This is a genomic window from Thioclava sp., from assembly GCF_048263065.1.
Taxonomy (GTDB): domain Bacteria; phylum Pseudomonadota; class Alphaproteobacteria; order Rhodobacterales; family Rhodobacteraceae; genus Thioclava.
On sequence record NZ_JBLXEM010000001.1, the window covers coordinates 360,678 to 385,070 of the forward strand.

A 24,393-nucleotide genomic window follows, 5' to 3' on the forward strand; every position below is an offset into this window, starting at 1 on the left:
CTTGCAGCGCGCGGGCAGCAGCGTAAAACTCGCGCTATGCAATCGCGAGCGCTCTGTCTGAACCTGCCCGATCCTGATGCGACCAGCCGGCTTGGCGCGGTTGTCTCTGAGATGCTGGGGTGCGGCGATGTCTTGCTGTTGGAGGGACAGATCGGCGCAGGTAAAACGCATTTCGCCCGCGCACTGATCCAGCACCGTCTGGCGGCCCAGGGGTTACACGAAGATGTGCCCTCGCCCACATTCACGCTTGTCCAGACCTACGAGGCCGATTGTGAAATTTGGCACGCAGACCTTTACCGTCTGACCCATCCCGATGAGCTGTTTGAACTGGGCCTTGAGGCCGCCTTCGAAAGCGCGATCTGTCTGATCGAATGGCCGGACCGTTTAGGCTCTAATACACCGGAAAATGCATTGAAGCTGTCGTTTGACCTGACCGATGACGGGCATGCGCGCCGTGTTTGTCTGAGTGGAAACACCGATTTGGCGGCACGGATTATGGAGCGTTGGAATGGTTGATTCGCGCGCCGTGGACCGGTTTTTGACGCGGGCTAACTGGGCCGATGCGACGCGCGTGAAACTAGCAGGCGATGCCTCGGCGCGCAGCTATGATCGGCTATCACTGAACGGGCAAACGGCGGTCTTGATGAAGGCCCCGCCGGGTGAGGAAATGTCTCGATTCCTGCGCATCGGGGATTATCTTGCGCAAGCCGGGTTTTCGACGCCCAAGGTGCTTGCGCGTGCCGAACCTGATGGTTTTCTGTTGCTTGAAGATTTCGGCGATACCTTGGCGGCACGCGCGCTGGCCGATGACCCAAGGCGCGAAGCCGAAATCTATGGGCAGATCACCGACCTTCTGATTGCATTGCAGGATGTCCCAGCGCCTGACTTTCTGCCGCTTCTTGACGGGCCAGCCTTGGCGGAATTGCTGGCGCTGACCCCCGATTGGTATCCCTGTCTTTCGCCTGAAGCTGCCGCTGCGCTCACTAAGAAAATCGCGGATCTTTACACTGAGCTTGCGCAAGAGCCGAGCGGGATTTGCCTCCGTGACTTCCATGCGGAGAATATTATTTTGCTGGATCGCGCCGGCGTGCGCGGCCTCGGGCTTCTCGATTTTCAAGACGCGGTGCGTTGCCATCCGGCCTATGATTTGGTTTCTGCTCTGCAAGATGCGCGCCGCGATGTGTCGCAGGCTTGCGCGCGGCGTGAAATTGCGCATTTTGCGGCACGAAGCGGGATTGAGGCAGATCGTTTTGCCGCGATTTATGCTTTGCTGGGCACGCAAAGGGCGCTTCGTATTCTCGGGATTTTTGCGCGACTGTGCCTGCGCGACGGGAAACCGGGTTATCTGGCGCTGATGCGGCGGGTCTGGCGCAATATTGAACGCAATTTACGCCATCCGGCGTTGAACGGTATCGCGCAGGATCTGCGTGCAGCCTATTCTGAACCCACCGCCGAGCTTATTGCTGAACTGGAGGCCGCATGCGCGACACGCCGCAATCCGTAATGCTATTCGCTGCCGGGTTCGGCACGCGCATGGGGGACTTGACCAAAACGCGCCCAAAGCCTTTGGTTGAGGTGGCCGGAAAGCCGCTGATTGATCATGCGTTAGACATAATCGACGAGGCCGGGGTCGAGCGTGTGGTTGCGAATGTTCATTATCTCGCCGATCAGGTTGAGGATCATCTCGCCGGGCGGAACGTGATGATCTCGGATGAACGAGCGCAGATTTTGGAAACCGGAGGAGGGCTTCGCAAGGCTCTTGGGCTTCTTGGCAAAGGTCCAGTGATGACGCTGAATACCGATGCCGTCTGGCGCGGCGAGAATGTGATTACAAAGCTGCGTACGCACTGGGACGGCACCGAAATGGATGCGCTGCTGGCCTTGGTGCGTCCGGAAAATGCGCTGGGTCATCGCGGAAAAGGAGACTTTGCGATGGATGCACAGGGGGGCCTGACACGCGGGGAGGGCTACGTCTATACCGGTGCACAGATCCTCAATCCCGCTGGAATAGGCTCTGTTTCAAAAGATGCTTTCTCGCTCAATCTGCTATGGGATGAGATGATCGCTCGTGGCCGCGTTTACGGCGTGATCTATGATGGCGGTTGGTGTGATGTGGGTCAGCCCAGCTCGATCGCTTTGGCTGAATCCCTGCTTGGGGATAGCTGATGACTGTTTTTGCGCTTCCGCCCGGCGTGGATTTCCCGAAAGAACTGGTCACCGGACTGATAGACCGCATGGCATCGCAGCCGCCTGAATCGATGGCGCGGGTGCAGCTCTATCTGAATTCCGGTCGAATGTTGCGCAGGGTTCGAGAGGAATTCCAACGCTCTGGTGCGCGCTATCTGCCGCGTTTGCGACTGGTCAGCGATCTTGGGCAAGATCCGCTCGCCGGGTTGCCGTTGGCCGTTTCGCCTTTGCAGCGCAAACTTGAACTGGCGCAATTGGTTGAGCAACTGACCCGCGCCATTCCTGCATTCGAGGCGGGTTCCAGTCATTTTGCGCTGGCAGAGAGCCTTTCTGCTCTGATGGCCGAGATGCAAAGTGAAGGCGTACATCCCGACGCGCTTGAATCTATCGAGATCTCGGAAAGTCATGCCGAGCACTGGCGACGCAGTCTTGATTTCATTCGCATCGTCGCGCGTTATTTCGAAGACGATGCGGCGCTTGATGCGGACGCGCGCCAACGCCAAGTCGTCGAGGCGATCTACCAGCAATGGCAAACGCACCCGCCTGCAGACCCTATTATCGTCGCTGGATCGACGGGGTCACGGGGCGCGACGGCGACGTTCATGCGCGCGGTTGCTGATCTGGATCAGGGCATCATCGTTCTGCCCGGATTTGACCGAGATATGACAGATGCGGCGTGGAATAGTCTCTATTCCGGCATTTTTCCGATCGAAGATCATCCTCAGTTTCGCTTTCGTGCATTGCTGGACAAGTTGGATTTAGCCGTCGGTGATGTTGAGGATTGGCGGGCGATCACTCCGCATGACCAAGCGCGCAACCGACTTATCTCGCTCGCCTTGCGCCCCGCGCCTGTCACCGATCAATGGCGGGTCGAGGGGCGTGACTTGGGCGATCTGCGTGACGCTTGCCGAGGGCTGACTTTGATTGAGGCGCGCGATCCTCGCCAAGAGGCGTTAGCTTTGGCGCTGGTTTTGCGTGAGGCGGCTGAGAACGGCACACCCGCCGCGTTGATTACGCCAGATCGGTTGCTTGCGCGTAGGGTGACCTCTGCGCTTGATCGTTGGGGGATCATTCCCGATGACAGCGCGGGTCAACCGCTGCAACAGACAGCACCGGGGAGGTTGCTTCGCCATGTGGCGACGTTCTTGGGGCAGCCGGTGACAATTGCTGATCTTCTGGTTCTGTTGAAACATCCACTTTGCGCGACGGGTGCGGGGGCGAATGCGCGCGGTGAGCATTTGCGCCTTACGCGCGACCTCGAATTGGAGCTGCGGCGAAACGGTCCGGCGTTTCCGACGCCGGACGCCTTGCTGGCATGGGCAGAGAAAAAGTCAGAGGATCGCGATGATTGGGTCGATTGGCTGTCACGTGTTTTGACGGGATTTGAAGCTCCGGAGAGAACGTCACTTTCGGCCACTGTAGACATGCATTTGGCATTGATCAGCTTGATTGCCGCTGGCCCAAAAGGAAGCGTCGAGGCCAGCGAACTGTGGCGCGAAGAGGGTGGCCGCGAGGCGTTGCGCTTGATGGAAGAACTGCGTCGAGAGGCTCCACATGGCGGGGACATTACCCCCGCCGCCTATGCCGATTTGGTCAACCGACATTTGCAAAGCGGTATCGCGCGTAGCGGCGTTTCTGCCCATCCATTGATTGCGATTTGGGGTACGCTTGAGGCGCGCGCGCAGGGCGCCGACTTGGTGATTTGTGGCGGGTTGAATGAGGGGAGCTGGCCCGAGGCGCCCGCGCCAGATCCTTGGCTCTCGCGGCAAATGCGGCTTGAAGCGGGTCTATTGTTGCCCGAACGGCAGATCGGCCTATCGGCGCATGATTTCCAACAAGCCGTTGCCTCTAAGACTGTCGTGCTAAGCCGGGCGCGGCGGGATGCCGAGGCCGAGACGATCCCGTCACGTTGGCTCAACCGTGTTCTAAACCTCGTTCAAGGCTTGCCGGATCAGCATGGACCAGAGGCGATCGACGCGATGCGTGATCGGGGGACGCAGTGGTTGCGATTGGTCGATGCCATGGAAGCGCCGCGGCTGGAGCTGCGCTCTGCCACGCGCCCTTCGCCGCGACCACCCGTGGATCAGCGTCCGAAAAACCTCTCTGTTACGGCGGTTCAGACCCTAATTCGCGATCCTTACGCGATTTATGCAAAACGTGTTCTTAAGCTTTTCCCGCTTGATCCGTTACGGCCATCCCCCGATCCGCTTTTACGCGGGCAAATCCTGCATGAAATAATTGAACGGTTCACGCGTGAGCGGCCCTTGAATGAAGAGGCGGACGACGCACGCAAGCGTTTGATCGCGATCACGGATAACGTTCTGGATGCTGAAGTTCCGTGGCCGAGCACGCGGCGAATTTGGCGTGCACGGATCTCTCGGATTGCGCAAAAGTTCTGTGAGGATGAGGTGGAACGGCTACAGTCCGGTGTCCCTGCTGTCATCGAAGAGAAAGTCACTATTCCACTGGAACACGTTGATTTCACCATCACGGCTAAACCGGACAGAATTGATCTTCTGAGTGACGGGACGGTCCGAATCTATGACTATAAGTCGGGCGCTTTGCCCAGCGAAGCCGAGGTCATCGCTTTTAACAAACAGATGTTGCTTGAGGCTGCGATGGTTGAGCGCGGCGCATTTGAGACGCTTGGCCCGCGTGCTGTCAGCGCGATGACCTATGTGCGCCTTGGCGGGGCGGCGGAAACGCGTGACGTGAAAGGCAAGTCGAAGGATCGGACCGAGACGCCGGAGGAGGCATGGGTGCGACTGACCGAACTGGTTGTGCGCTATCAGCGGCCTTCACAGGGGTTCACTGCACGGCGGGCAATGCAAAAGACGCGCGACAGCAGCGATTATGATCTGCTCTCGCGGTTTGGTGAATGGGACGCGACGGATGAGCCTGAGCCGGAGGATTTGGTATGAGCCGGGATGAGGCCAGTGAACGGCAGATCCAAGCCTCGATGCCAAAAGATTCGGTTTGGCTGGGCGCGAATGCGGGCTCGGGCAAGACGAAGGTTCTGACGGATCGTGTCGCACGCATGTTGCTGAACGGTACCGAGCCGCAACGGATTTTGTGTCTAACCTACACCAAAGCGGCCGCCGCCGAGATGCAAAACCGTCTGCTAAAGCTGCTTGGCGGCTGGGCGATGATGGAGGAATCCAAGCTGCGCAACTATCTTGCAGCGTTGGGTGAAGAGGGTGTGATCACAGATGATCGCTTGGCCGAAGCGCGCCGACTGTTTGCGAAGGCAATTGAAACCCCCGGTGGGCTAAAAATTCAAACGATCCATGCGTTTTGCGCCTCTTTGTTGCGGCGCTTTCCGCTTGAGGCGCAGGTGCCTCATGGGTTTAGCGAGATGGATGACCGCGCGGGTGATCTGATGCGCGAAGATCTGTTGGAAGAGATTGCGCTTGGGCCTGATCGCGGCGCGTTGGATGCACTTTTGCTTGCGTATTCGGGCGAGGATCTTGAAGCGATATGCAGAGAAATTAGCCAAAATAGAGTCTATTTTTTACCGAAACGGAGCCATGCCGAGATTTTTCGCAGCTACGGTTTGCCAGATGACGTGACGGCGCAAAGTATAGCCGCGCGCGCGTTCGAGCCCGGTGATCTTGAGTTGCTCCAAGGCGCTGCACCGCTTTGCTCGGCCAGTGGCAGCAATGATCAAAAAGTCGGCGCTGTTTTTGCGCAAATTGACACGCTCGATCTCGCGGCATTGGGTAAGCTTGCCGATGTGATGAACCTGAAAAGCGGTGCCAAGGTGCCTTATGGGTCCAAGGGCGACAAGTTGCTGACCAAAGCCTTACAGGAGAAACTTGGCGAAGCCGTGTTTGAGGCGCTCAAGGATTTGGCAGAGCGTGTGGCCGAGTCCCGAGAAGAGCGTCTTGCCTTCGTGGCTGCTGAGCGTAGCCATGTGCTGCATCGTTTTGCGCAAATCTATTTGCCGCAGATCGCGCGCTATAAGGCACAGCGCGGCTGGCTTGATTTCGACGATCTGATCGAACGCGCCGCTGCGCTGCTATCGAACCCTTCGGTGGCGCAATGGGTGCTGTTCAAACTCGACGGTGGGATTGATCATATCCTGGTGGATGAGGCTCAGGATACAAGCCCCGGCCAGTGGCGTGTGATCGAACGGATTGCCGATGAATTCACCTCCGGGCAAGGCGCGCGCGAAGCGGATCGCACATTGTTCGTCGTGGGCGATCGCAAGCAGTCGATCTATTCCTTTCAAGGTGCCGATCTTGAGTATTTTGAGGCGATGCAGAGCCACTTTCAGGCTAAATTCGAGGGTATCGGATCGCCCCTGCGAGCGCTGGAACTGGAGCACTCCTTCCGGTCCTCTGCCGCGGTGCTGCGCGTTGTGGATCAGAGTTTCGCGCAAGGCGCGGTACAGGGCTTAGGCGGCCCGCCACACCACATCGCTTTTCAGACGGATTTGCCGGGTCGGGTCGATTTGTGGCCGGTGGTCGCGCAAGATGTCGCGAATGCGGACAGTGACTGGCAAGACCCGGTTGATCTGGTGCGTGAGACCTCGGACACCGTGGTGCTTGCCCGCGCGATTGCGGCTGAAATTCGCGCGATGATTGATCAAGGCGTTCAAATTTCGGATCGCGAGGCGGATACGGGGGCGCGTCCGGTGCATGAGGGCGATTTTCTAATCCTCGTGCGTCGTCGCTCTGACCTATTTGCCGAGACCATTCGCGCCTGTAAGGCTGCCAACCTGCAGGTTGCGGGGGCTGACCGGCTGAAATTGGGTGCGGAACTGGCCGTGCGGGATATCCGTGCGCTTCTGGCATTTCTTGCGACACCCGAGGATGATTTGTCGTTGGCAGAAGCCCTGCGCTCACCGCTTTTGTGTTGGAGCGAGGCAGAGGTTTACGCTTTAGCGCATGCGCGTGGGGGGTATTTGTGGCAGGCGCTGCGTAAATCTGAGGCGCGTCCTGACACTCTCGGAATCTTGCACGATTTACGTGATCACGCAGATTTCCTGCGGCCGTTTGAGTTGATCGAGCGGCTTTTGACCCGTCATGGCGGGCGCGAGCGGTTATTAGCACGTTTGGGCGCAGAGGCTGAAGACGGGATTGACGAGCTGATTTCGCAGGCCCTCGCGTTTGAGCGGAGCGAAGTGCCCAGCTTGACCGGCTTTCTAGGCTGGCTTGAGGCCGATGAAGTTGAGGTTAAGCGACAACTTGAAGGCGCGGGACGGGCTATTCGGGTGATGACGGTGCATGGATCGAAGGGGCTTGAATCCCCAATCGTGATCTTGCCCGACACGGCAGAGCGCAAACCCAAGAATGACGCGCAAGTTGTCAAGCTTGCAGGGGATCTGGCGGGTTGGAATGTGACCAAAGACGTCGCGCCTGATGCGCAACGTCAAGCGCAGGAAAAGACTGCCGCGCAACGCGAGGCGGAATCGCTGCGTTTGTTATATGTGGCGATGACGCGGGCCGAAAAGTGGTTGATCATTGCGGCTGCGGGCAAGACGGGGGAGGGCGAGGATAGCTGGTATTCGCGGATCGCTGAAGGGATGAAACAGGCCGGAACAGAGACTGTTTCAGGCTATAGCTCAGCTCTGCACGATCTTGGCCAGATTCAGCGTCATAGTCACGCTAAGTGGCCTGAAGCCTTAGCAGATACGACAGCCGAGACTCAGACATCGGCGAGGGCGGTTTTGCCAAAATGGGCCCATGAAGCCGCTCCGAAGATTCATGAAGCTGAAATGGCGCTTTCTCCGTCCAATTTGGGCGGGGCAAAGGTGTTGCCGGGCGAGGGGGCGATACTGGACGAGGACGCTGCGAAGCAACGCGGGCGTCAGTTGCACATACTGCTCGAACATCTGCCGCAGCGCGACAAAGCCGAGTGGCCCGAGGTTGCGCGCTCGCTGTTGGGGTACGGCGAAGAGGCGCTGCGTTGGGCCGAAATAGAGCCTGTTTTGAAGGAAGCTAGCCGTGTTCTGGACGCCCCGCATATGGCGGAGTGGTTGGGCGAAGGTGCGCTTGCGGAAGTCGAGATCAGCGCCGATCTGCCTGAATTGGGAAACCGGCGCATCCATGGCTTCATTGACCGCCTCGTAATCGGGGACGATGAAATCCGCGTGCTGGATTACAAATCTAACGCCGTGGTGCCCGATCACCCCGATCAGGTTCCGGAGGGACTGGTGCGCCAGATGGCCGCCTATCGCGGGGCCTTGCGCCTGATCCATCCCGGCAAGCCGGTGCGCTGCGCGATTTTGTGGACTGCGTCCGGCAGTGTGATGCCGCTCAGTGACGCACAGCTTGATGCGTCATTGCGCACACCCCCTGTATCTTGACGAAGGCTAGGTCGGAACCTACGTTCACACCAACCGAATTTTCAGGAGGCTGATATGGCTACTGTCGCTGTTACCGACGCCACTTTTGATGAAGAAGTGCGTAAATCCGACGTTCCCGTCGTCGTTGATTTCTGGGCCGAATGGTGTGGCCCGTGCCGTATGATCGGCCCATCGCTTGAGGAACTGTCCGAAGAAATGTCGGGCAAGATCAAGGTCGTGAAGATCAATGTCGACGAAAACCCCGACAGCCCGGCGACGCTGGGTGTGCGCGGTATTCCGGCGCTGTTCCTGTTCAAGGACGGCGAGGTTGTGTCGAACAAGGTTGGCGCTGCGCCGAAAGCCGCGCTGCAAAGCTGGATCGAATCGTCGATCTAAGCACTTTGCAATTGATCAAAAAGGGCGCCTTCGGGTGCCCTTTTTTCATATAGGCCAGTCGAAAGTTCTTAAATGAGCGCGTAACCGCTCTTCAAATTCGGGGCGGCCGGCATTCAATGCGTTGAGTTTCAAAAACCAATAGAGATAGCGCGCGACTGGCGGGGTTTCATCAATTCGGCGAAACGCGGCCTCTACCCCATCGCGCGGAACGGATCCCGCGATATGGTGAAACTCTGACTTCGCAAACAGGATCGCTGGTTTTCGCAAAAAGAAGCCTTCCAGCGCGAGGGCACTGTTTTGCGTTGCGACATAGCGGCACTTGGGCAGCAAATCTGGCGATCCGCCTAACTGAAAGCGGAAGCGTGAGAACCGCGATGCGAGGTGCTCAAGCGCGGTGATTTCGTCGGACGTATAGGTTTCTTTCGGGTGCAGGGTCGCGACGACCGATCCGGCATGGCGCGCCAAAATCTCCTCGATCATTTGAATTGGGCTCATGGCCTGAAACGAGCGGTGCTCGCGCAGCTTTCCTTGCAGCGCGATTAGGGCCAAATCGTCTTCATTCGTCGGATTTACGCCGGGATAGAGCCTATTTTTCCACATTCCGAAGAAATGTGCAGCCTCCGTTCCGTCAATCTCATCGGCAGTGAAATCCGCTTTAGCGACCGGCCATTCCCAACGCTCGGCGCTTTCCTCGATATGCCAGAACGCGCCCACATAGCTGCGCCGACACGTCAGGGCGCGCGCATGAGTTGGCGGCTCCATATGATACAGCGCATAGCCCGGTTTCTTGCGTGCGGCGCGTCGTGCTGCCGGGCTGGTTTCGTGCAGATCGACGATCCAGTTCACTGCCTGCAGCGCGCCGATCAGACGGGTAAAGAAATTGTGTTGTCCTTTGCGAACCTGAAACAGGGTCGCCGGATCTAGGTAGATGGATAGGTGCCGCTCTGTCATGGCCGGACGCTAACGCGCGCGGGCGAACCGGGCAAGCGGGGTTGCAGGGCGCGGCTTGCGGCCTCATATCTGCGATAACACGGAGGTAGTTATGGCAGACGACAAGTTTCCCGGCTGGCACGGAACAACGATCATCGGCGTTCGCAAAGGCGGCCGTGTGGTCGTGGCGGGTGACGGGCAAGTGAGTCTTGGCCAGACCGTTATCAAGGGCACTGCGCGCAAGGTGCGCAGGCTTAGCCCCGGTGGTCATGACATTGTTGCGGGTTTCGCGGGATCTACGGCGGATGCGTTCACCTTGCTCGAGCGGCTTGAGAAAAAGCTTGAGGCATCGCCGGGGCAACTGGCGCGCAGTTGTGTTGATCTGGCCAAAGACTGGCGGATGGACAAATATCTGCGCAATCTCGAAGCGATGCTGATCGTGACCGATGGTAAGGACTTGTTCGTGCTGACGGGTGCGGGTGATGTGCTGGAACCCGAAAACGACATCGCGGCGATTGGTTCGGGCGGGAACTATGCCTTAGCGGCTGCGCGCGGCTTGATGGAAACCGATCTGGATGCCGAAGCTGTGGCGCGCAAAGCGATGGCGATCGCGGCTGATATCTGCGTCTACACCAACGGAAATCTGACGGTGGAGACAATCGGTGAGTGAAATCACGAAGGACGATCTGCGCGCCGCAGTCGCCGCCGGTCATCTGAGCGAGGCGCAGGCGGCGAGCGTGATGGCGCTTGCAGCTAACCGTATCGCCGGTCGCGCCGCGCTCCCAGCCGAAGACGAACCGTTTGAACTATTTCGCGGTTTTGCCGAGATTTTCGTGACCGTCGGCCTTGCGATCCTGATCACCGGCACGTTCGGGTTTTTGTTGTTTCTGGGCGGGAATAGTGGCTACGTCTTTCTGATTCCGCTCACTGCGTTATTCGCCGAGTATTTCACCCGCAAACGCCGCATGGTGCTTCCCTCGATCCTGCTAACGCTAACGCTGGCGGGGGCGGTTCTGGCGAGTTTCCTTGGCACTCCCGTGATCAGCGTGCGCTTTGTCGCACAGGACCCGATTTTGAACCTCGCGCTGGGCATAACCGCGCTGGGGCTGATCGCGTGGTTCCTGCGCTATCGTGTGCCCTTCTCGATGTTCCTGGTCGGGCTCTGCGTATTGGCGATCCTGCTTAACATTGCCAAGGGACTTGAACCGGAAGTCGAGATGGCGCAGGCCATCGACATGTTCGATCTTGCGCGGGGATCGTCGATTTCGCTGGCGATGCTGCTGTTCGGCTTTCTCGCGCTGGCGGGCGGGATCTGGTTTGACATGCGCGATCCCCATCGGCTGGGGCGGCAATCTGCCTCGGGCTTTTGGCTGCATGTGCTGGCGGCGCCCGCGCTGGTGAATACCGTGGCGCTGACCTTTTACAAGATGGGGCCAGGCACCGGATATGCCTTGCTTTTGCTGGCGTTGATCGTGGCCGCTGCACTTGCGCTGATCATTGACCGGCGGTCCTTTTTCACTGCTGGCATCGGCTATATGATTTTTCTCAGCTTCTACGCGTTTGGCGATGCTGCCGATCCGCGCAGTTGGTGGGTGGTGCTGATCCTGATTGGGCTGGCGCTGACCGCGCTTGGCTCGTTCTGGACCGAACTGCGCACCCGCCTGATGCGCCTTATCCCTGAATTCCCCGGCAAATCTCGTTTGCCGCCTTATGTTACGGAGTAATCCATGACCAATCTGACCCCCCGCGAAATCGTTTCCGAACTTGACCGCTTTATCATCGGCCAGAAAGACGCCAAGCGCGCCGTTGCCGTGGCGCTGCGCAATCGCTGGCGTCGCCATCAACTGGCCGATGATATCCGCGAAGAAGTGTATCCCAAGAATATCCTGATGATCGGCCCGACCGGGGTTGGTAAGACAGAAATCTCGCGCCGTCTGGCCAAACTGGCAAAGGCACCGTTTCTCAAGGTTGAGGCCACCAAGTTTACCGAGGTTGGCTATGTCGGGCGCGATGTCGAACAGATCATCCGCGATTTGACGGATGTTGCGCTTGTGCAGACCCGCGACCAGATGCGCGAGGCGGTTAAGGCGCAGGCCCATAAATCGGCCGAAGACCGCGTGATTGAGGCTTTGGCAGGGACCGATGCGCGTGAAAGCACCCGCGAGATGTTTCGCAAGAAACTGCGTGATGGGGTGCTGGACGACAAGGTGATCGAGGTCGAAGTCGCGGATGCTACGGGCGGTATGCCGTTGGGCATGATGGGCGGCCAACCGGGCATGGAAACGCAGATGCAGGGTCTGCAGGACCTGTTCAAGGCGTTTGGCGGCAACCGCACCACCAAGCGTAAGATGACAGTTGCTGAAAGCTATGAGGCGCTGATCTCGGATGAGGCCGACAAGCTGTTGGATGATGAAAAGGTAAAAGCCGCAGCACTTGAGGCAGTGCAAAATTCCGGCATCGTTTTCATCGACGAGATCGACAAGGTGACGGCGCGATCCGATGCACGCGGGGCGGATGTGTCACGCGAGGGGGTGCAGCGCGATTTGCTGCCGCTAATCGAAGGCACGACGGTCTCGACCAAACATGGCCCGGTCAAAACCGACCACATTCTGTTCATCGCCAGCGGCGCGTTCCACATTGCCAAACCCTCGGATCTGCTGCCGGAATTGCAGGGACGTTTGCCGATCCGGGTCGAGTTGCGCGCTTTGACAGAGCAGGATTTTACGCGGATATTATCGGAAACAGATAACGCGCTGACCCGCCAGTATATGGCGCTGATGGCGACCGAGGACGTCACGGTCTCATTCACGCAAGACGGCATCGAGGCACTCGCGCGGATCGCGGCCGAGGTGAACCATACGGTCGAAAATATCGGTGCGCGCAGGCTTTATACCGTGATCGAACGCGTGTTTGAGGAGTTGGCGTTTACCGCGCCAGATCGTGCAGGAGAAAGCGTGACAATAGACGCCGAATTCGTCGAAAAAGAACTGGGTGCCTTGACGCGCGACAGCGATCTTAGCCGATACGTTCTTTGAGACTGGCATCATAGCGTAGCTTTGCTATCGTGTGGGCGTCGGGTCGGGGGCCAAAATATGCTGCGCGTGATGATTGTCATTTTTCTGGTTGTGCTCGCTGGCTGCGCGCCGCGCGGACGGCTTGCGTATCTCGACCAGCCGTCCCCCGAGGCGCGCACGATCTTTGTCGGCTCAACACGAGCACCTGATCCTGAAACCGGTCAACCTTATGGATGGGAGCGCAGCCTTGACCTGCGCCGCGCGCGGTTTGCCGTTGCCACGCCGCCCGATCATGAGGCTGGCGTGATCGACTATCCGAAATTCGGCTATGCGGCCGACCCGAAAACGCAGTTCATGGTGTCCAGCGCGCAGATCGACATGAGCAAGGCCGAGTTCCGCCGTGATTTGAAAGCCGCTCTGGCACGTCAGAACGGGCAGGCCGTCGTCTTTGTCCATGGCTTCAACAATGATTTCGCTGAGGGGCTATATCGAATGTCGCAACTCGGGTCGGATTTCGATCTGCCCGGCGTCCTCGTGCATTATTCTTGGCCCTCGCGCGAGCATATTCTGGGCTATGCTTATGATCGGGACTCGGTGCTGTTCGCGCGTGATGGGCTGTCGCAGTTGCTGGGAGATTTGCAAACGGCGGGGGCGCGCCAGATATTGTTGATCGGGCATTCGCTTGGCTCGCAATTGACGATGGAAGTGCTGCGCCAAGAGGCTTTGGCGCATAACCAGAGCCTGTTAAACAAGGTCTCCGGGGTTGTGCTGATCTCTCCCGATATCGCGGTCGATGTCTTCAAGTCGCAGGCCGAGGCGATTGGCATGCTGCCACAGCCTTTCGTGATCTTTACCTCGCAGCGTGATCGTGCCCTGAAACTGTCGGCGCGCTTGTCCGGCCAAGAGGATCGGCTGGGCGATCTGAAGGATTTCAAACGCGTCGCACGCTATAAGGTCACCGTGGTTGATGTTGGCGCGTTCAGTGTGGGCACCGGGCATTTCGACCTTGGCGATTCCGCGGCACTGATCAAGCTGCTGGACCGAGCCGGGCAAGTGGCGAAAGTGTTGACCGGAGAGCAGATGGGTCGCACCAGTCTTGCGTCGGCGGTGATCTTAACGGTCGATAACGCGACGCAGATCGTGCTGAGGCCGCTATCAGGGGGCTAACGCAGGCGACGCAAATAGACGTAATAGGCCCCGCCGCCGCCATGTTTGAGATGCGCTTCGTTCACTTGCATCACGGCGGGCGCTAGGGGCATCATGCGCAGCCATTGAGGCACCTGATGGCGCAGAACACCCACGCGGCGCGGGATCGGCCCATCATCGTCGCTGCGCTTGCCCTTGCCTGTGATCACCAAAACCAGACGTTTGCCATGGCTTTGCCCGTTGAGGATGAACCGGATCAGTTCGGGATGCGCCTCGGCCAGCGTCATGCCGTGCAAATCAAGTGTGGCCTCGGGATTCAGCTTGCCGCGCGTCATCGCCTTATGCGCCTTGCGATCCATCGTCACCGGCTGTTTAGCCAAGTGCTCTGCCGGGCTGGGTGCAAGGTCAAAACGGTGCGCGCTGGGCTTGGCGTGCTGACCAAGATGAAACCCGCGCAATTCCGGATTTGGTTGCCTTGGGGATTTGGAGGGTGATGCTCCGTCTAAAAAAGACTCTAACTCAGCGGTATCGGCTCGTTTTTCGCGAATGCTGCGGGTGCTGGCGGCTACGCGCGACCAAAGTTCCCGCTCTTCGGGGGTAAGTTTGCGCCGCTTGCTCATGCGCGCCTCTGCAAGATAATCATCCGTCCCTTGGTATTGATCGCACCAGCGAGCCGTCCAGCATCTGCCCCCGAGCCGAGAAAAATATCACCACGCCCCGCACCCTTGATTGCAGAACCGATATCTTGCGCGACCATCAAGCGCACGCCAAAGCCGGGGCAATCAATCCAGACGGGGCTGCCTAAGGGGATAATCGCTGGATCAACGGCAAGCGTGCGCCCCGGTGTGACGGGGCGACCCATCGCGCCGGGTGGTCCCAATGCGTCGGGCAGATCGAGTTTGCGAAAAAAGACGAAAGACGGGTTGTGATTAAGCAGCTCTTGCACGTGGTCGGGGTTCGCGGCGCACCATTCGCGAATACGCTCGGGTGTCATTTGCGCGACGGGTGCCACGCCTTGCGCCACCAGTTGCGCGCCGATGGAGCGATAGGGCTGGCCGTTCTTTCCGTCATATCCAAGGCGCAGCGTTTGGCCATTCTCAAGACGAATACGAACCGAACCTTGAACCTGCGCCAAGAACGCTTCGATGGCGCTTTCGACCCAGACGAGTTCATGGCCTGTCAGCAGATTGCCCGCGCTAATCTCGGCGCGGGAAAACCAAGGCTGATCAGGCTCTATTCCGCCGGGATTTGCATAAAGCGGATACGAAAAGCGCTTTGACTTGACGCGTGCGCCCGCAAGTTCCGGTTCGTAATATCCGGTGAAATGCGCGCCGTTTTCGCCCGCGATCTCGACAGGTTCAAACAAGGTTTCAAACGCAGCACGCGGATTGTCGGTTTCGGCGGGGGCGAGGCCGAACAGATCTGCAGTGACGCAAAACGCCGCCCATGCGGCGGCGTGATCGTCCCGGTCCCAGCCGGGAATGTTGTAGAACGCTAAGGCCACGCGCCTCAGCCGCCCGTGGCGACAAGCTGCCAGTTCGGGTCATTGCTGCCCATCTTGCGCGCGAAGGTCCAAGTGTCGCGCTGTTTGCGCGGGGCCTTGGGGTCGCCCTCAACCACCTCGCCTGCCGCATTGCGCGCCACCGAGATCAGCTCGCTGCCAAAGCGCACCGTGACTTCGGCGTCGTTTGTCGCGTGATCAAAATCGGCATCACTTAGCACCAGTTCGCGCAGGCCCAAAAACTCGGCATGGACGTCAAGCCCCTGTTCCTTGCGCGCATTTACCGCACTCTCAAACGCCTCATAGACGTCAGGAGACAGGAACGGTTTGATTTTTTCGACATCGCCTGTCTCAAACGCCATCAAAATCATCTCATAGGCACCGCGCGCGCCTTGCAGAAATTCCGAGACCGAGAATTTCGGCTCAACCCGCTTCATCGCGGCCAAGGCGATGGCGGCGGTAGAGCCCTCATCGACGTGATCAATAATGTCGGGGTCAGGCCCGCCCTCGATCACCTCGAAATCGCGTTTCGCGGTGGGCGTTGGCTGCTGCTCTGGCTCAATCGGGTGTTCATACCCGTCACGCGTCCCGAGGACGTTTTTCAGCTTAATAATCAAAAAGATCGCGATCGCCGCGAGAACAATTAGTTGGATGACGGCGCTGGACATCGAAACCCCTGTGAAACGAGCTGCATTTGTGTATCGAGTGTTGGCTACTTATGTAAGGCAGCATCAGGATCAAGTCCACCTGCGCGGCTTCGGACGTGCAGAGCGAAGAAAGAGGATGATATGTGGATCTTTTTGGCCTTTTTGGCCGTGCCGTTGATCGAGATCGGGCTGTTCGTCAAGGTGGGCGGGATGATCGGCTTGTGGCCGACGCTTGCGATTGTGGTAATTACCGCCGTTTTGGGAACCGCGCTTGTGCGTCGCGAAGGCGCGCGCGCGCTTGAGGATCTGCGCCGCTCGCTGAACGAGTTAAGCGACCCTTCGCGGCCTTTGGCGCATGGGGCGATGATCTTGGTGGCGGGTGTGCTGCTGCTGACGCCGGGGTTTTTCACCGATGCGTTGGGGTTGTTGCTGTTGATCCCCCGTGTGCGCAACTGGGTGATGACGCGGCTGGCAAGTCGTGTGACCGTCGCGCGTTTTGAAATGGGCGGTTCGCCATTTCCGCCGGGCGGGACTGATCCGCGGCGACCGCGTGACCCGGATGTGATTGATGCCGAGGAAATCGACGATATGGCGCCGCGCACACCACCGCGCAACGGACCGTCGGGCTGGACGCGCGATCAAGACCAGTGACAAGGTCGCATTATTGAGAATTGAGACAGGCGCCGAGCAGTGCTACACCCGGCGCAAACAAGGTTGGAGATATTCATGACTGATCAAGCCAATGGCGCTGATGCCGCTGAACAGCCGCAACTGCGGATGAACATTCTCGCACAATTCGTGCGCGATCTTTCGTTTGAAAACAATGTTGCCCTCAAGGGGCTGCAAGCGGCTGATATTCAGCCCGAGATGCAGGTTCAGGTGAGCCTTGACGCGAAAAAGCGCGCGCAAGACGACCAGTATGAGGTGATTTCGAAATTCAAAGTCACCGCGACGAACCAGACCGATAATTCGACCCTTTATCTTTTGGAGGTGGATTACGGCGGAATTTTCCACATCGAGGGCGTGCCCGAAGACCAATTGCATCCCTTCCTGCTTATCGAATGCCCGCGCCAGTTGTTCCCCTTCGTGCGCCGGATTGTTTCGGATGTGACGCGCGACGGTGGCTTCCCTCCCTTCAACCTTGAGATCGTGGATTTTGTGGCGCTGTATCGCGCCGAGTTGGCACGCCGCCAGCAATCAGAATCGGGCGAACCCGCCACGCTTTCCTGAACCTTTGCCCGCTTGATATTCCCAAGGCGCGGCATGCTGCCTCAGCGACAAGCTGACACCGTGACTTTGAACGCCGCCATGCTCATCCTATGGCGGCGTTCTGCGTTTGCAGCGCGCGTTCGCATGGGACGCGATCACGATGACACAAATTCAGGCCTGGGTCGGCGATAAGCTGATGCCAGTCGAAAAACACGAAGCGCATGCACGGGGACTTCGCCATAAGGCGGTCTCTATTTTTGTCATGGATGGTGACAAATTGCTGATCCAGAAACGAGCGGCTGGCAAAGATCATTCGGCGGGGAAATGGTCAAATACTTGTTGTTCGCACCCCGATTGGGATGAGCGCCCCGAACATTGCGCCGTGCGTCGCCTGCGGGAAGAGCTGGGGATCACCGGGCTTTATCCGGCGCATGCGGATCGCGTTGAATATCGCGCCGAGGTTGAGGATGGGTTGATCGAGCATGAGGTCGTCGAGGTGTATCTTGCCCACGTTCGCCCCGAGATGACGGTCAACCCCGATCCCAACGAGGTCAGCGAGACGCGTTGGGTGGGCTTGTATGATCTGGCCGCAGAGGTGCGCCGTCATCCGGAGCGGTTCTCAAAATGGCTGCGGATTTACATGAACGAACATATGGGACGGATTTTTTCGACGCTTATTTGCTAGGAGCGAAGGCATGTTGGGTGATTTCCGCCGATAGCCTTCACAAATAGCGCGGAACCTTGCGCAAGCTATGGCGTTTCATTGCTATACTTGCGATTCTGCCCCCGCACATGGGGGCGCGACATGGGAACGAAGAAGATCAAGACATTCACACTTAGTTTCGCGATTAGCGTGCTGGCGGCACTGCCCGCAGCCGCCTATGATCTCAGCTTCACCACACCGGGTGCCTCGGATAGTCTGCGCGATACGGTCAAGGGCGTTTCCCTGCTCGAGCAATCTGCCTCGGATAAAAGCAAGGATGCGCAGGATATTTTTTCTGCGGCACGTGCCGATTATAATCGCATTGTCTCAACGCTGTTTTCCGAAGGGTATTATTCGGGGGTCGTGTCGATCAAACTTGACGGGCGCGAGGCAGCTTCGATTCCCCCGCTGGATGCGCCCTCAACTATCCGCAATGTCGTGGTATCGGTGACCCCCGGCCCGAACTTCCGTTTTTCCAAGGCAGAAATTGTTCCGCTTGCGCCAGATACTCAGCTGCCCGAGGGTTTCGCCATCGGTCAGCCTGCGAAATCGGGCTTGGTCGTCGAGGCGGCGACGGCTGGCGTAGACGGTTGGCGTGACGATGGCCACGCCAAAGCGCAGGTTTCTGGTCAGTCGATTGTTGCTAGTCACCGTACAAATACGCTGGCGGCCGATGTTCGGCTTGCTCCCGGACCTTTAGTGCATTTTGGTACGCTCGATGTGTCGGGCACTAAACGCTTGCGGACTAAGAGGTTGCGCCAGATTGCGGGCTTTCCTACTGGCGAGGTCTATGACCCCAAGGAGCTGGAGAAGGTGCAGACGCGGCTGCGGCGCACCGGCATTTTCAGTTCGGTTGCTGTGACCGAGGCAAAGGCATTGAACCCCGATAACAGCATGAATGTCGACCTTGCCGTGGTTGAACAGAAGCCGCGCAAGATCGGCGCGGGTGCCGAGTTGAATAGCGATGACGGGATCGGGCTGACCGCCTATTGGCTGCATCGCAACCTGTTTGGCGGTGGCGAACGGCTTCGCATTGATGGCGCGATCAGCGGGATCGGCGGCGCGACGGGGGGCACCGATTATTCGCTGGGCACGCGGATCGAACGTCCGGCAACCTTCGGCCCCGATACCTCAGCTTATATTGAGACCGAGATCAGCCAATCGAACGAAGAAGATTACGATGAAAACGCCTTTGACATCGGCTTTGGTGTCAGTCGCATCTTCAGTGACAAGCTGACGGCGGATACGGCGATCAAATATGGTTGGTCGAAAGTGACTGACAGCTCTGGCGAGACCTTCTTTCGTCAAATCTACTTCCCGACGACTGTGACCTATGACAATCGCAACAATGATCTTGATCCGACCAAGGGGTATTACATCAAGACTGGCTTGACGCCTTTCGTGGGGTTGGGTGGCGACACAGGAACAGGCGGGCAGCTGACCGCGGATCTGCGTGGCTATACCGGTTTTGGCGCGCAGGATCGTTTCGTGCTGGCAGGGCGCCTGCAACTGGGTCGCGTCTTTGGCTCTGATCTGGCTGAAACACCGCGCGATTACCTGTTTTATTCCGGCGGCGGGGGCACCGTGCGCGGCCAGCCCTACCAATCGCTGGGCGTCACAGTTCTGGACGGAGGCACTTTGACGACGGGGGGCACCGAATTCGTCGGCGTCTCGGGCGAGGCGCGCATCGGTATCACAAAGACGATCGGCATCGTGGCCTTTTATGACTACGGCTATGTGTCTGGCGGTGGCGAAAGTGGCTCGCAGGCCGGTGCGGGACTGGGTCTGCGTTACAAGACCGGGATTGGTCCGATCCGTCTTGATGTCGGCTTCCCGGTCAGTGGCGACACCGGGAGCGGCGCGCAGGTTTATATCGGGATTGGACAGGCATTTTGATGAAACGCGTTCTCCTTTCGCTTGCCTTGATGATCTGGCCCTTGGCCGGGTTTGCCCAAGACAGCACGCCGGTTGATCAAACCGCGGGTCCTGCAACCGAGGCGCAGACACAGCGTGACCGGTCTTATCTGACCGGGCTGATCGAGGATTCGCTGTCGGGCGCCGGGCGCTCGGTGCGTCTTGATGGGTTTGAGGGTGCGCTGAGTTCGCGTGCGACCTTTAGCTCGCTGACGATATCGGACGATCAAGGCGCGTGGCTAACGATCAAGGACGGGGCGATCCAGTGGAATCGCACGGCGCTTTTGACCGGTAAAATCGAAATTGACGAGCTGTCCGCCGCTGAAATCGACCTGCCGCGCCTGCCAAGCGCATCTTCCACAGGCAGCACTGCGCCCACGCCTGAGGCCAAGCCGTTCTCTCTGCCCGACCTGCCGGTGGCGCTGAATATCGGCAAGATCGACGCCAAAAAAGTTTTCATCGGGCAACCGGTGATCGGTGAAGCGGCAACGGTGAAAGTGGTCGGTTCGGTGTCGCTTGCTGGCGGTGAAGGCAACGCCAAGCTCGATATCGACCGGACCGACGGGCAGAAGGGGAAATTCTCGCTGACTGCTTCTTACGATAACGGCACGCGCGAATTGGGTCTGGATCTGCTGGTTGATGAGGGCAAAGGCGGAATCATTTCCAAGATGATCGGATTGCCGGGACAGCCTTCAATTACTTTGGCACTGTCAGGCAGCGGGCCGATCGACAAGTTTTCTGCCGATGTCGTGCTGAGCACCGATGGCCAGCAGCGTCTGGCCGGCAAGGTCTCGGTCGAGAAATCCGTGCCGGAGGGCGCCGTGCAGGGGACTGCGCCGGAAACCGGTTTCTCGGCGGTTTTCTCGGGTGATGTCTCTCCGCTTTTGCCGCCGGAATACCGTGAGTTTTTTGGCGACAATGTGTCCTTCGTTGCGCAAGGGGCCCGCACGGCCTCAGGGCAGACCAATCTTCAGATGCTGGATGTGAAATCGCGCGCGCTTGATCTGCAGGGATCGGCCAAGATTGGCGCGAATGGCTTGCCGCAAAAATTCGACCTGACCGGGCAGCTTGGTCTGGGTGATGGGCAAGAGGTGCTGCTTCCGATTTCGGGCGTCAAAACCTGGGTGCAATCGGGCGATATCAAGCTGGCCTATGATCAGGCGACCGGCGATGGCTGGTCACTAAGCGGACGCTTGAACGAGTTGCGTCGTGAAGATGGCACCAAGATGCTCAGCGCAATTTTGTCGGGCTCGGGGCGTATTCGCCAAGGCGCGCCCAGTAGCGTGGGCGGCACGGTGGTACTAAGCGCGAACGGGATCGAACTGGCGGACGAGAAGCTTGCGCAAGCCGTTGGACCGTTCGTGACGGGCAAGGCCGTGTTCTCGTGGCAGCAAGACCAGCCGCTACGTCTGTCGCAACTTTCTCTACTGGGTCGAGGCTATCGTGCCGATGCCAATCTACGAATCGCGGACCTAGATAAGGGCGCTAAAATCAGCGGCACGGCTCGGATTGATGATGGCGATATTTCTGCGCTGTCGGGTTTAGCCGGCAGACCGCTGAGCGGGGCGGTGTTAGGCTCGATTTCGGGGAATTACACGGTGCTGACGGGGGCGTTTGACGCCGATCTTGATGTGACGGGGCAGGACGTCACGATCAATCAACCGCAAGCCGACGCGGCCCTCAAGGGGCGATCCGAAATCTCGCTCTCCGCCAGCCGGGACGAAACCGGTCTGACGATCAAGGCGTTCAATGCCACCACACGCGTCGTCGTGGCCTCGGCGCAGGGCACCTTGAACAGCAAAGATGGCGTGCTGAATGCGCATGTCGAGACGAAGGACCTGTCGCTGCTGGGCGGCGGCTACCACGGCCAGTTGAGCGCGGATGCCAAGGTGACGCGGTCGGGTGAAACATTCTCGGCCGATCTGGATGCTGATGCGCAAAACCTTGGCATCGGTCAGGCCGAAATCGACCGAGTCTTGGGCGGAAAGACAACCGTTTCCCTAGCAGCCGAGTATACGGGTGGCCGTGTAAAGTTGCAGAACCTGAGCGTAAAAAACCCGCAGGTTACGATCTCGGCGAATGGCGCGGTGAGCGATACGAACCGTCAAATCACGCTGGACGCGCGCCTTGCCAATGCGGCCTTGCTGGCCCCCGGGTTTCCTGGGCCTCTCAGCCTAAATGGCACGGTGACGGATGATGGCACCGGGTATCAGGTGAATATTTCGGGGAACGGTCCGGGCGGCACCAGCGCGAAAGTTGCAGGTCAGGTTGCCTCTGACTTTGCCAACGCCGATCTATCGATAACGGGGACAGCGCAGACCGCACTGGCCAATGCGTTTATCGCGCCGCGCTCGGTGCAAGGCCCGCTAAGTTTCGATCTGCGGCTCAATGGCAAACCGGGGCTGTCTGCCTTGTCTGGTACGATCACCGCAAATGGCACGCGCATCGTCGCCCCGAATCTTGGGATGGAGTTGGAGCAGGTGAACACCCGCGTGCAACTCGCGGATGGCAGGGCGCAACTGGGGCTCACCGGACAACTGGGGTCGGGTGGGTCGCTGACGGTGAATGGACCGATTGATCTGACTGCGCCGTTTAATGGCAACCTAACGATCCGCTTTGATCGGGCGCGCCTACGCGATCCAGAGCTTTACGACACCCGCGCCTCTGGCACGATAACGATGGACGGGCCACTGGCGGGTGGTGCTAAGATTGCCGGCAAGATTACGCTTTCGGATACCGAACTGCGCGTGCCCTCGTCGGGTGTTAGCGGCACGTCCTCGGTGCCTGAAGGGCTGACACATGTTGGCGAAAGTGCGGCGGTGCGCGCTACGTTGAAACGCGCAGGTCTACTGAATAATGGCGATACATCCGCTGAAAGCAGCTCTACCCCAAGGCGTGCTTATCCGTTGGATGTCACTATCGCCTCGAGCCGTGGGATTTTTGTGCGCGGGCGGGGGCTGGACGCCGAGCTTGGGGGGAGCTTGCGCATCAGCGGAACCACGGCCAATGTCGTGCCGATCGGGCAGTTCAACCTTGTGCGTGGCCGTCTGGAAATTCTCGGACAGCGCTTCACGCTGGATAAGGGTCAGATTGCGCTGCAAGGCGCGCTGCTGCCCTATATTGATTTCTCAGCGGTCACTACGCAGGGCGATTACACGATCACCATCTCGATCTCCGGTCAGGCGAATGAACCGCAGGTGACGTTCTCTTCGTCACCTGATCTCCCCCAAGACGAGGTGATATCGCGCCTGATCTTCGGGCGTGGCCTTGAAAACCTGTCCGCCATCCAAGCCGCGCAACTGGCGTCGGCCGTGGCGACTTTGGCGGGCAAAGGCGGCGATGGGATCATCAGCAAGCTGCGCAAAAGCACCGGGCTGGATGACCTTGATATTTCGACGGATGCGTCAGGCAATGCCCAGCTTAAAGCCGGTAAGTATCTATCGAAAAACCTGTATACGGACGTAACTGTCGCCGGTGACGGCACATCCGAGATCAATCTCAACCTTGACGTGAACAAAAACGTCACGGCGCGTGGCACAGTTGGGTCGGATGGAGCTAGCGGGATCGGAATCTATTACGAGCGCAACTACTGATCGTCCTGTCGTGCCTTCGCGGCCTTGGCGTTTTGGTCGTTCAACTCGGCATTGAGGGCTGCCCCCAGCAGTACTGAAAGCGCGCTGAGATAAAGCCAGAAAAGCAGGGCGATCACCGCGCCGATGGATCCGTAAATCTTGTTATACGACCCAAAGTTCGCGAGGTAATAGGTCAGCGCCAGCGAACTCACTCCCCAGACCACGGTCGCCAGCACCGCCCCCAGGGTCAACACCGGGTCGCGCCGCCCCTCGGTATTGGGGCCGTAGCGGTAGAGAATACCCAAGGCGGTGAGCATCAAAAGCAGCATCGCGGCCCAAGGCAGACCCGTTAGCAGAAAACTGGTATATTCGTGAAAGGGCAGGAAATTGATTGCGATCGGCACGAGCACGATGGTTGCCATCGCTAGCAACATGACGCCGACCAGCGAGATCGTCATCAGGTAGCCCAGCACAAAGCTCCAGATCGTGGCGCGGGGCTTGGTGCCGTGAATCACGTTCAGGCCGAGGACCAGTGCCGCGACGCCTGCGCGGGCTGAAAACAGCGTCACGAGGGCCGAAAGGAGTGTGCCAAATCCAATGGAGGGGCGCGGCCCGATCAGCCAACTCTGAATTTGCCCGTTAAGCAATTCATAGGCCTCGGGTGGAATGAACTCTCGCGCGACCGCTAGGTATTGATGAATGATCGCCGGGTCGGAAAATGCGCTCCAGATCGCGATTGTCGCCGAGATGCCGGGAAAGACCGCTAGCATAGCGTAAAAAGCGACACCTGCAGACACCAAGGTAATGTTGGATGCCACGAGTCTGCCCAGCAGACCAAGTCCGAACTTCATCAAATCGCGCAATCGGCTCTCCTTTCGATCACCA

At 58.7% G+C, this 24,393-nt stretch carries 20 protein-coding genes; 15 read left to right on the forward strand and 5 right to left on the reverse strand.

Annotation, left to right across the window (positions count from 1 at the left end):
* The first annotated feature begins 36 nt into the window (after positions 1-36).
* From tsaE to trxA, 6 genes are read left to right on the forward strand one after another with little or no spacing between them, the layout of a single operon-like run.
* Complete coding sequence (gene tsaE / locus ACN0SD_RS01855; protein WP_417806509.1) at positions 37-516, forward strand: tRNA (adenosine(37)-N6)-threonylcarbamoyltransferase complex ATPase subunit type 1 TsaE; 480 nt, start codon at positions 37-39, stop codon at positions 514-516.
* Positions 509-1,504: an aminoglycoside phosphotransferase family protein gene (locus ACN0SD_RS01860; RefSeq protein ID WP_417806510.1), complete on the forward strand. Its 996-nt coding sequence runs from the start codon at positions 509-511 to the stop codon at positions 1,502-1,504. The genes tsaE and ACN0SD_RS01860 overlap by 8 nt, the downstream gene beginning before the upstream one ends.
* Entirely contained in the window at positions 1,480-2,166 is a 687-nt protein-coding gene (locus tag ACN0SD_RS01865; RefSeq protein ID WP_417806511.1) for a nucleotidyltransferase family protein, read from the forward strand. The genes ACN0SD_RS01860 and ACN0SD_RS01865 overlap by 25 nt, the downstream gene beginning before the upstream one ends.
* Positions 2,166-5,108 (forward strand): double-strand break repair protein AddB, encoded by a 2,943-nt coding sequence (gene addB / locus ACN0SD_RS01870; RefSeq protein WP_417806512.1) that lies wholly within the window; start codon positions 2,166-2,168, stop codon positions 5,106-5,108. Before ACN0SD_RS01865 ends, addB begins: the two co-directional genes overlap by 1 nt.
* Positions 5,105-8,497 (forward strand): double-strand break repair helicase AddA, encoded by a 3,393-nt coding sequence (addA, locus tag ACN0SD_RS01875; RefSeq protein ID WP_417806513.1) that lies wholly within the window; start codon positions 5,105-5,107, stop codon positions 8,495-8,497. The genes addB and addA overlap by 4 nt, the downstream gene beginning before the upstream one ends.
* Positions 8,498-8,551: 54 nt before the next feature.
* Positions 8,552-8,872 carry a thioredoxin gene (trxA, locus tag ACN0SD_RS01880; RefSeq protein WP_038127961.1) on the forward strand — a complete coding sequence of 107 codons (321 nt, stop codon included), beginning with the start codon at positions 8,552-8,554 and terminating at the stop codon, positions 8,870-8,872.
* A 45-nt stretch (positions 8,873-8,917) separates the two neighbouring features.
* On the opposite strand, the gene ACN0SD_RS01885 is transcribed toward trxA, so the two are convergent.
* Positions 8,918-9,823 (reverse strand): hypothetical protein, encoded by a 906-nt coding sequence (locus ACN0SD_RS01885; protein WP_417806514.1) that lies wholly within the window; start codon positions 9,821-9,823, stop codon positions 8,918-8,920.
* Positions 9,824-9,914: 91 nt separating this feature from the next.
* Between ACN0SD_RS01885 and hslV the strand changes: the two genes are divergently transcribed.
* Genes hslV through ACN0SD_RS01905 form a run of 4 tightly spaced genes read left to right on the forward strand, consistent with a single transcriptional unit; the run spans position 9,915 to position 13,983 of the window.
* Positions 9,915-10,472, forward strand: a complete 558-nt coding sequence (hslV, locus tag ACN0SD_RS01890) for an ATP-dependent protease subunit HslV (RefSeq protein ID WP_038127965.1) — start codon at positions 9,915-9,917, stop codon at positions 10,470-10,472.
* The gene (locus ACN0SD_RS01895) at positions 10,465-11,526 is read left to right on the forward strand and encodes a hypothetical protein (RefSeq protein WP_417806515.1); all 1,062 of its coding nucleotides are present in this window, start codon (positions 10,465-10,467) and stop codon (positions 11,524-11,526) included. The genes hslV and ACN0SD_RS01895 overlap by 8 nt, the downstream gene beginning before the upstream one ends.
* A gap of 3 nt (positions 11,527-11,529) precedes the next feature.
* The gene (gene hslU, locus ACN0SD_RS01900; RefSeq protein ID WP_417806516.1) at positions 11,530-12,837 is read left to right on the forward strand and encodes an ATP-dependent protease ATPase subunit HslU; all 1,308 of its coding nucleotides are present in this window, start codon (positions 11,530-11,532) and stop codon (positions 12,835-12,837) included.
* A 57-nt stretch (positions 12,838-12,894) separates the two neighbouring features.
* The gene (locus tag ACN0SD_RS01905; RefSeq protein ID WP_417806517.1) at positions 12,895-13,983 is read left to right on the forward strand and encodes an alpha/beta hydrolase; all 1,089 of its coding nucleotides are present in this window, start codon (positions 12,895-12,897) and stop codon (positions 13,981-13,983) included.
* Here ACN0SD_RS01905 and ACN0SD_RS01910 read toward each other — a convergent pair.
* From ACN0SD_RS01910 to ACN0SD_RS01920, 3 genes are read right to left on the reverse strand one after another with little or no spacing between them, the layout of a single operon-like run.
* Entirely contained in the window at positions 13,980-14,582 is a 603-nt protein-coding gene (locus tag ACN0SD_RS01910) for a Smr/MutS family protein (RefSeq protein WP_417806518.1), read from the reverse strand. The two genes, ACN0SD_RS01905 and ACN0SD_RS01910, sit on opposite strands and share 4 nt — an antisense overlap.
* On the reverse strand, positions 14,579-15,466 hold the full coding sequence (locus ACN0SD_RS01915; protein ID WP_417806519.1) for a murein transglycosylase A: 888 nt from the start codon (positions 15,464-15,466) through the stop codon (positions 14,579-14,581). Before ACN0SD_RS01915 ends, ACN0SD_RS01910 begins: the two co-directional genes overlap by 4 nt.
* A 5-nt stretch (positions 15,467-15,471) precedes the next feature.
* Positions 15,472-16,131: a Tim44/TimA family putative adaptor protein gene (locus ACN0SD_RS01920; protein WP_417806520.1), complete on the reverse strand. Its 660-nt coding sequence runs from the start codon at positions 16,129-16,131 to the stop codon at positions 15,472-15,474.
* Positions 16,132-16,251: 120 nt separating this feature from the next.
* Between ACN0SD_RS01920 and ACN0SD_RS01925 the strand changes: the two genes are divergently transcribed.
* From ACN0SD_RS01925 to ACN0SD_RS01945, 5 genes are all read left to right on the forward strand, one after another.
* Entirely contained in the window at positions 16,252-16,761 is a 510-nt protein-coding gene (locus ACN0SD_RS01925) for an FxsA family protein (protein ID WP_417806521.1), read from the forward strand.
* 75 nt (positions 16,762-16,836) lie between these two features.
* Entirely contained in the window at positions 16,837-17,340 is a 504-nt protein-coding gene (secB, locus tag ACN0SD_RS01930) for a protein-export chaperone SecB (RefSeq protein ID WP_417806522.1), read from the forward strand.
* 139 nt (positions 17,341-17,479) lie between these two features.
* Positions 17,480-18,004 (forward strand): isopentenyl-diphosphate Delta-isomerase, encoded by a 525-nt coding sequence (gene idi, locus ACN0SD_RS01935; RefSeq protein WP_417806523.1) that lies wholly within the window; start codon positions 17,480-17,482, stop codon positions 18,002-18,004.
* A 120-nt stretch (positions 18,005-18,124) separates the two neighbouring features.
* Entirely contained in the window at positions 18,125-19,918 is a 1,794-nt protein-coding gene (locus tag ACN0SD_RS01940) for an autotransporter assembly complex protein TamA (RefSeq protein WP_417806524.1), read from the forward strand.
* Positions 19,918-23,529 carry a translocation/assembly module TamB domain-containing protein gene (locus ACN0SD_RS01945; RefSeq protein ID WP_417806525.1) on the forward strand — a complete coding sequence of 1,204 codons (3,612 nt, stop codon included), beginning with the start codon at positions 19,918-19,920 and terminating at the stop codon, positions 23,527-23,529. The genes ACN0SD_RS01940 and ACN0SD_RS01945 overlap by 1 nt, the downstream gene beginning before the upstream one ends.
* Here the strand turns inward: ACN0SD_RS01945 and ACN0SD_RS01950 are convergent.
* Positions 23,523-24,371, reverse strand: a complete 849-nt coding sequence (locus tag ACN0SD_RS01950; protein ID WP_417806526.1) for a YihY/virulence factor BrkB family protein — start codon at positions 24,369-24,371, stop codon at positions 23,523-23,525. The genes ACN0SD_RS01945 and ACN0SD_RS01950 overlap by 7 nt on opposite strands.
* Between the last annotated feature and the right edge of the window lie 22 nt (positions 24,372-24,393).

Coding starts and splice junctions, on each gene's coding strand:
- ACN0SD_RS01860 (WP_417806510.1), top strand. CDS start 509: ATGGTTGATTCGCGCGCCGTGGACCGGTTTTTGACGCGGGCTAACTGG.
- ACN0SD_RS01910 (WP_417806518.1), bottom strand. CDS start 14,582: ATGAGCAAGCGGCGCAAACTTACCCCCGAAGAGCGGGAACTTTGGTCG.
- trxA (WP_038127961.1), top strand. CDS start 8,552: ATGGCTACTGTCGCTGTTACCGACGCCACTTTTGATGAAGAAGTGCGT.
- ACN0SD_RS01945 (WP_417806525.1), top strand. CDS start 19,918: ATGAAACGCGTTCTCCTTTCGCTTGCCTTGATGATCTGGCCCTTGGCC.
- addB (WP_417806512.1), top strand. CDS start 2,166: ATGACTGTTTTTGCGCTTCCGCCCGGCGTGGATTTCCCGAAAGAACTG.
- ACN0SD_RS01920 (WP_417806520.1), bottom strand. CDS start 16,131: ATGTCCAGCGCCGTCATCCAACTAATTGTTCTCGCGGCGATCGCGATC.
- secB (WP_417806522.1), top strand. CDS start 16,837: ATGACTGATCAAGCCAATGGCGCTGATGCCGCTGAACAGCCGCAACTG.
- ACN0SD_RS01865 (WP_417806511.1), top strand. CDS start 1,480: ATGCGCGACACGCCGCAATCCGTAATGCTATTCGCTGCCGGGTTCGGC.
- addA (WP_417806513.1), top strand. CDS start 5,105: ATGAGCCGGGATGAGGCCAGTGAACGGCAGATCCAAGCCTCGATGCCA.
- hslV (WP_038127965.1), top strand. CDS start 9,915: ATGGCAGACGACAAGTTTCCCGGCTGGCACGGAACAACGATCATCGGC.
- ACN0SD_RS01940 (WP_417806524.1), top strand. CDS start 18,125: ATGGGAACGAAGAAGATCAAGACATTCACACTTAGTTTCGCGATTAGC.
- idi (WP_417806523.1), top strand. CDS start 17,480: ATGACACAAATTCAGGCCTGGGTCGGCGATAAGCTGATGCCAGTCGAA.
- hslU (WP_417806516.1), top strand. CDS start 11,530: ATGACCAATCTGACCCCCCGCGAAATCGTTTCCGAACTTGACCGCTTT.
- ACN0SD_RS01885 (WP_417806514.1), bottom strand. CDS start 9,823: ATGACAGAGCGGCACCTATCCATCTACCTAGATCCGGCGACCCTGTTT.
- tsaE (WP_417806509.1), top strand. CDS start 37: ATGCAATCGCGAGCGCTCTGTCTGAACCTGCCCGATCCTGATGCGACC.
- ACN0SD_RS01925 (WP_417806521.1), top strand. CDS start 16,252: ATGTGGATCTTTTTGGCCTTTTTGGCCGTGCCGTTGATCGAGATCGGG.
- ACN0SD_RS01905 (WP_417806517.1), top strand. CDS start 12,895: ATGCTGCGCGTGATGATTGTCATTTTTCTGGTTGTGCTCGCTGGCTGC.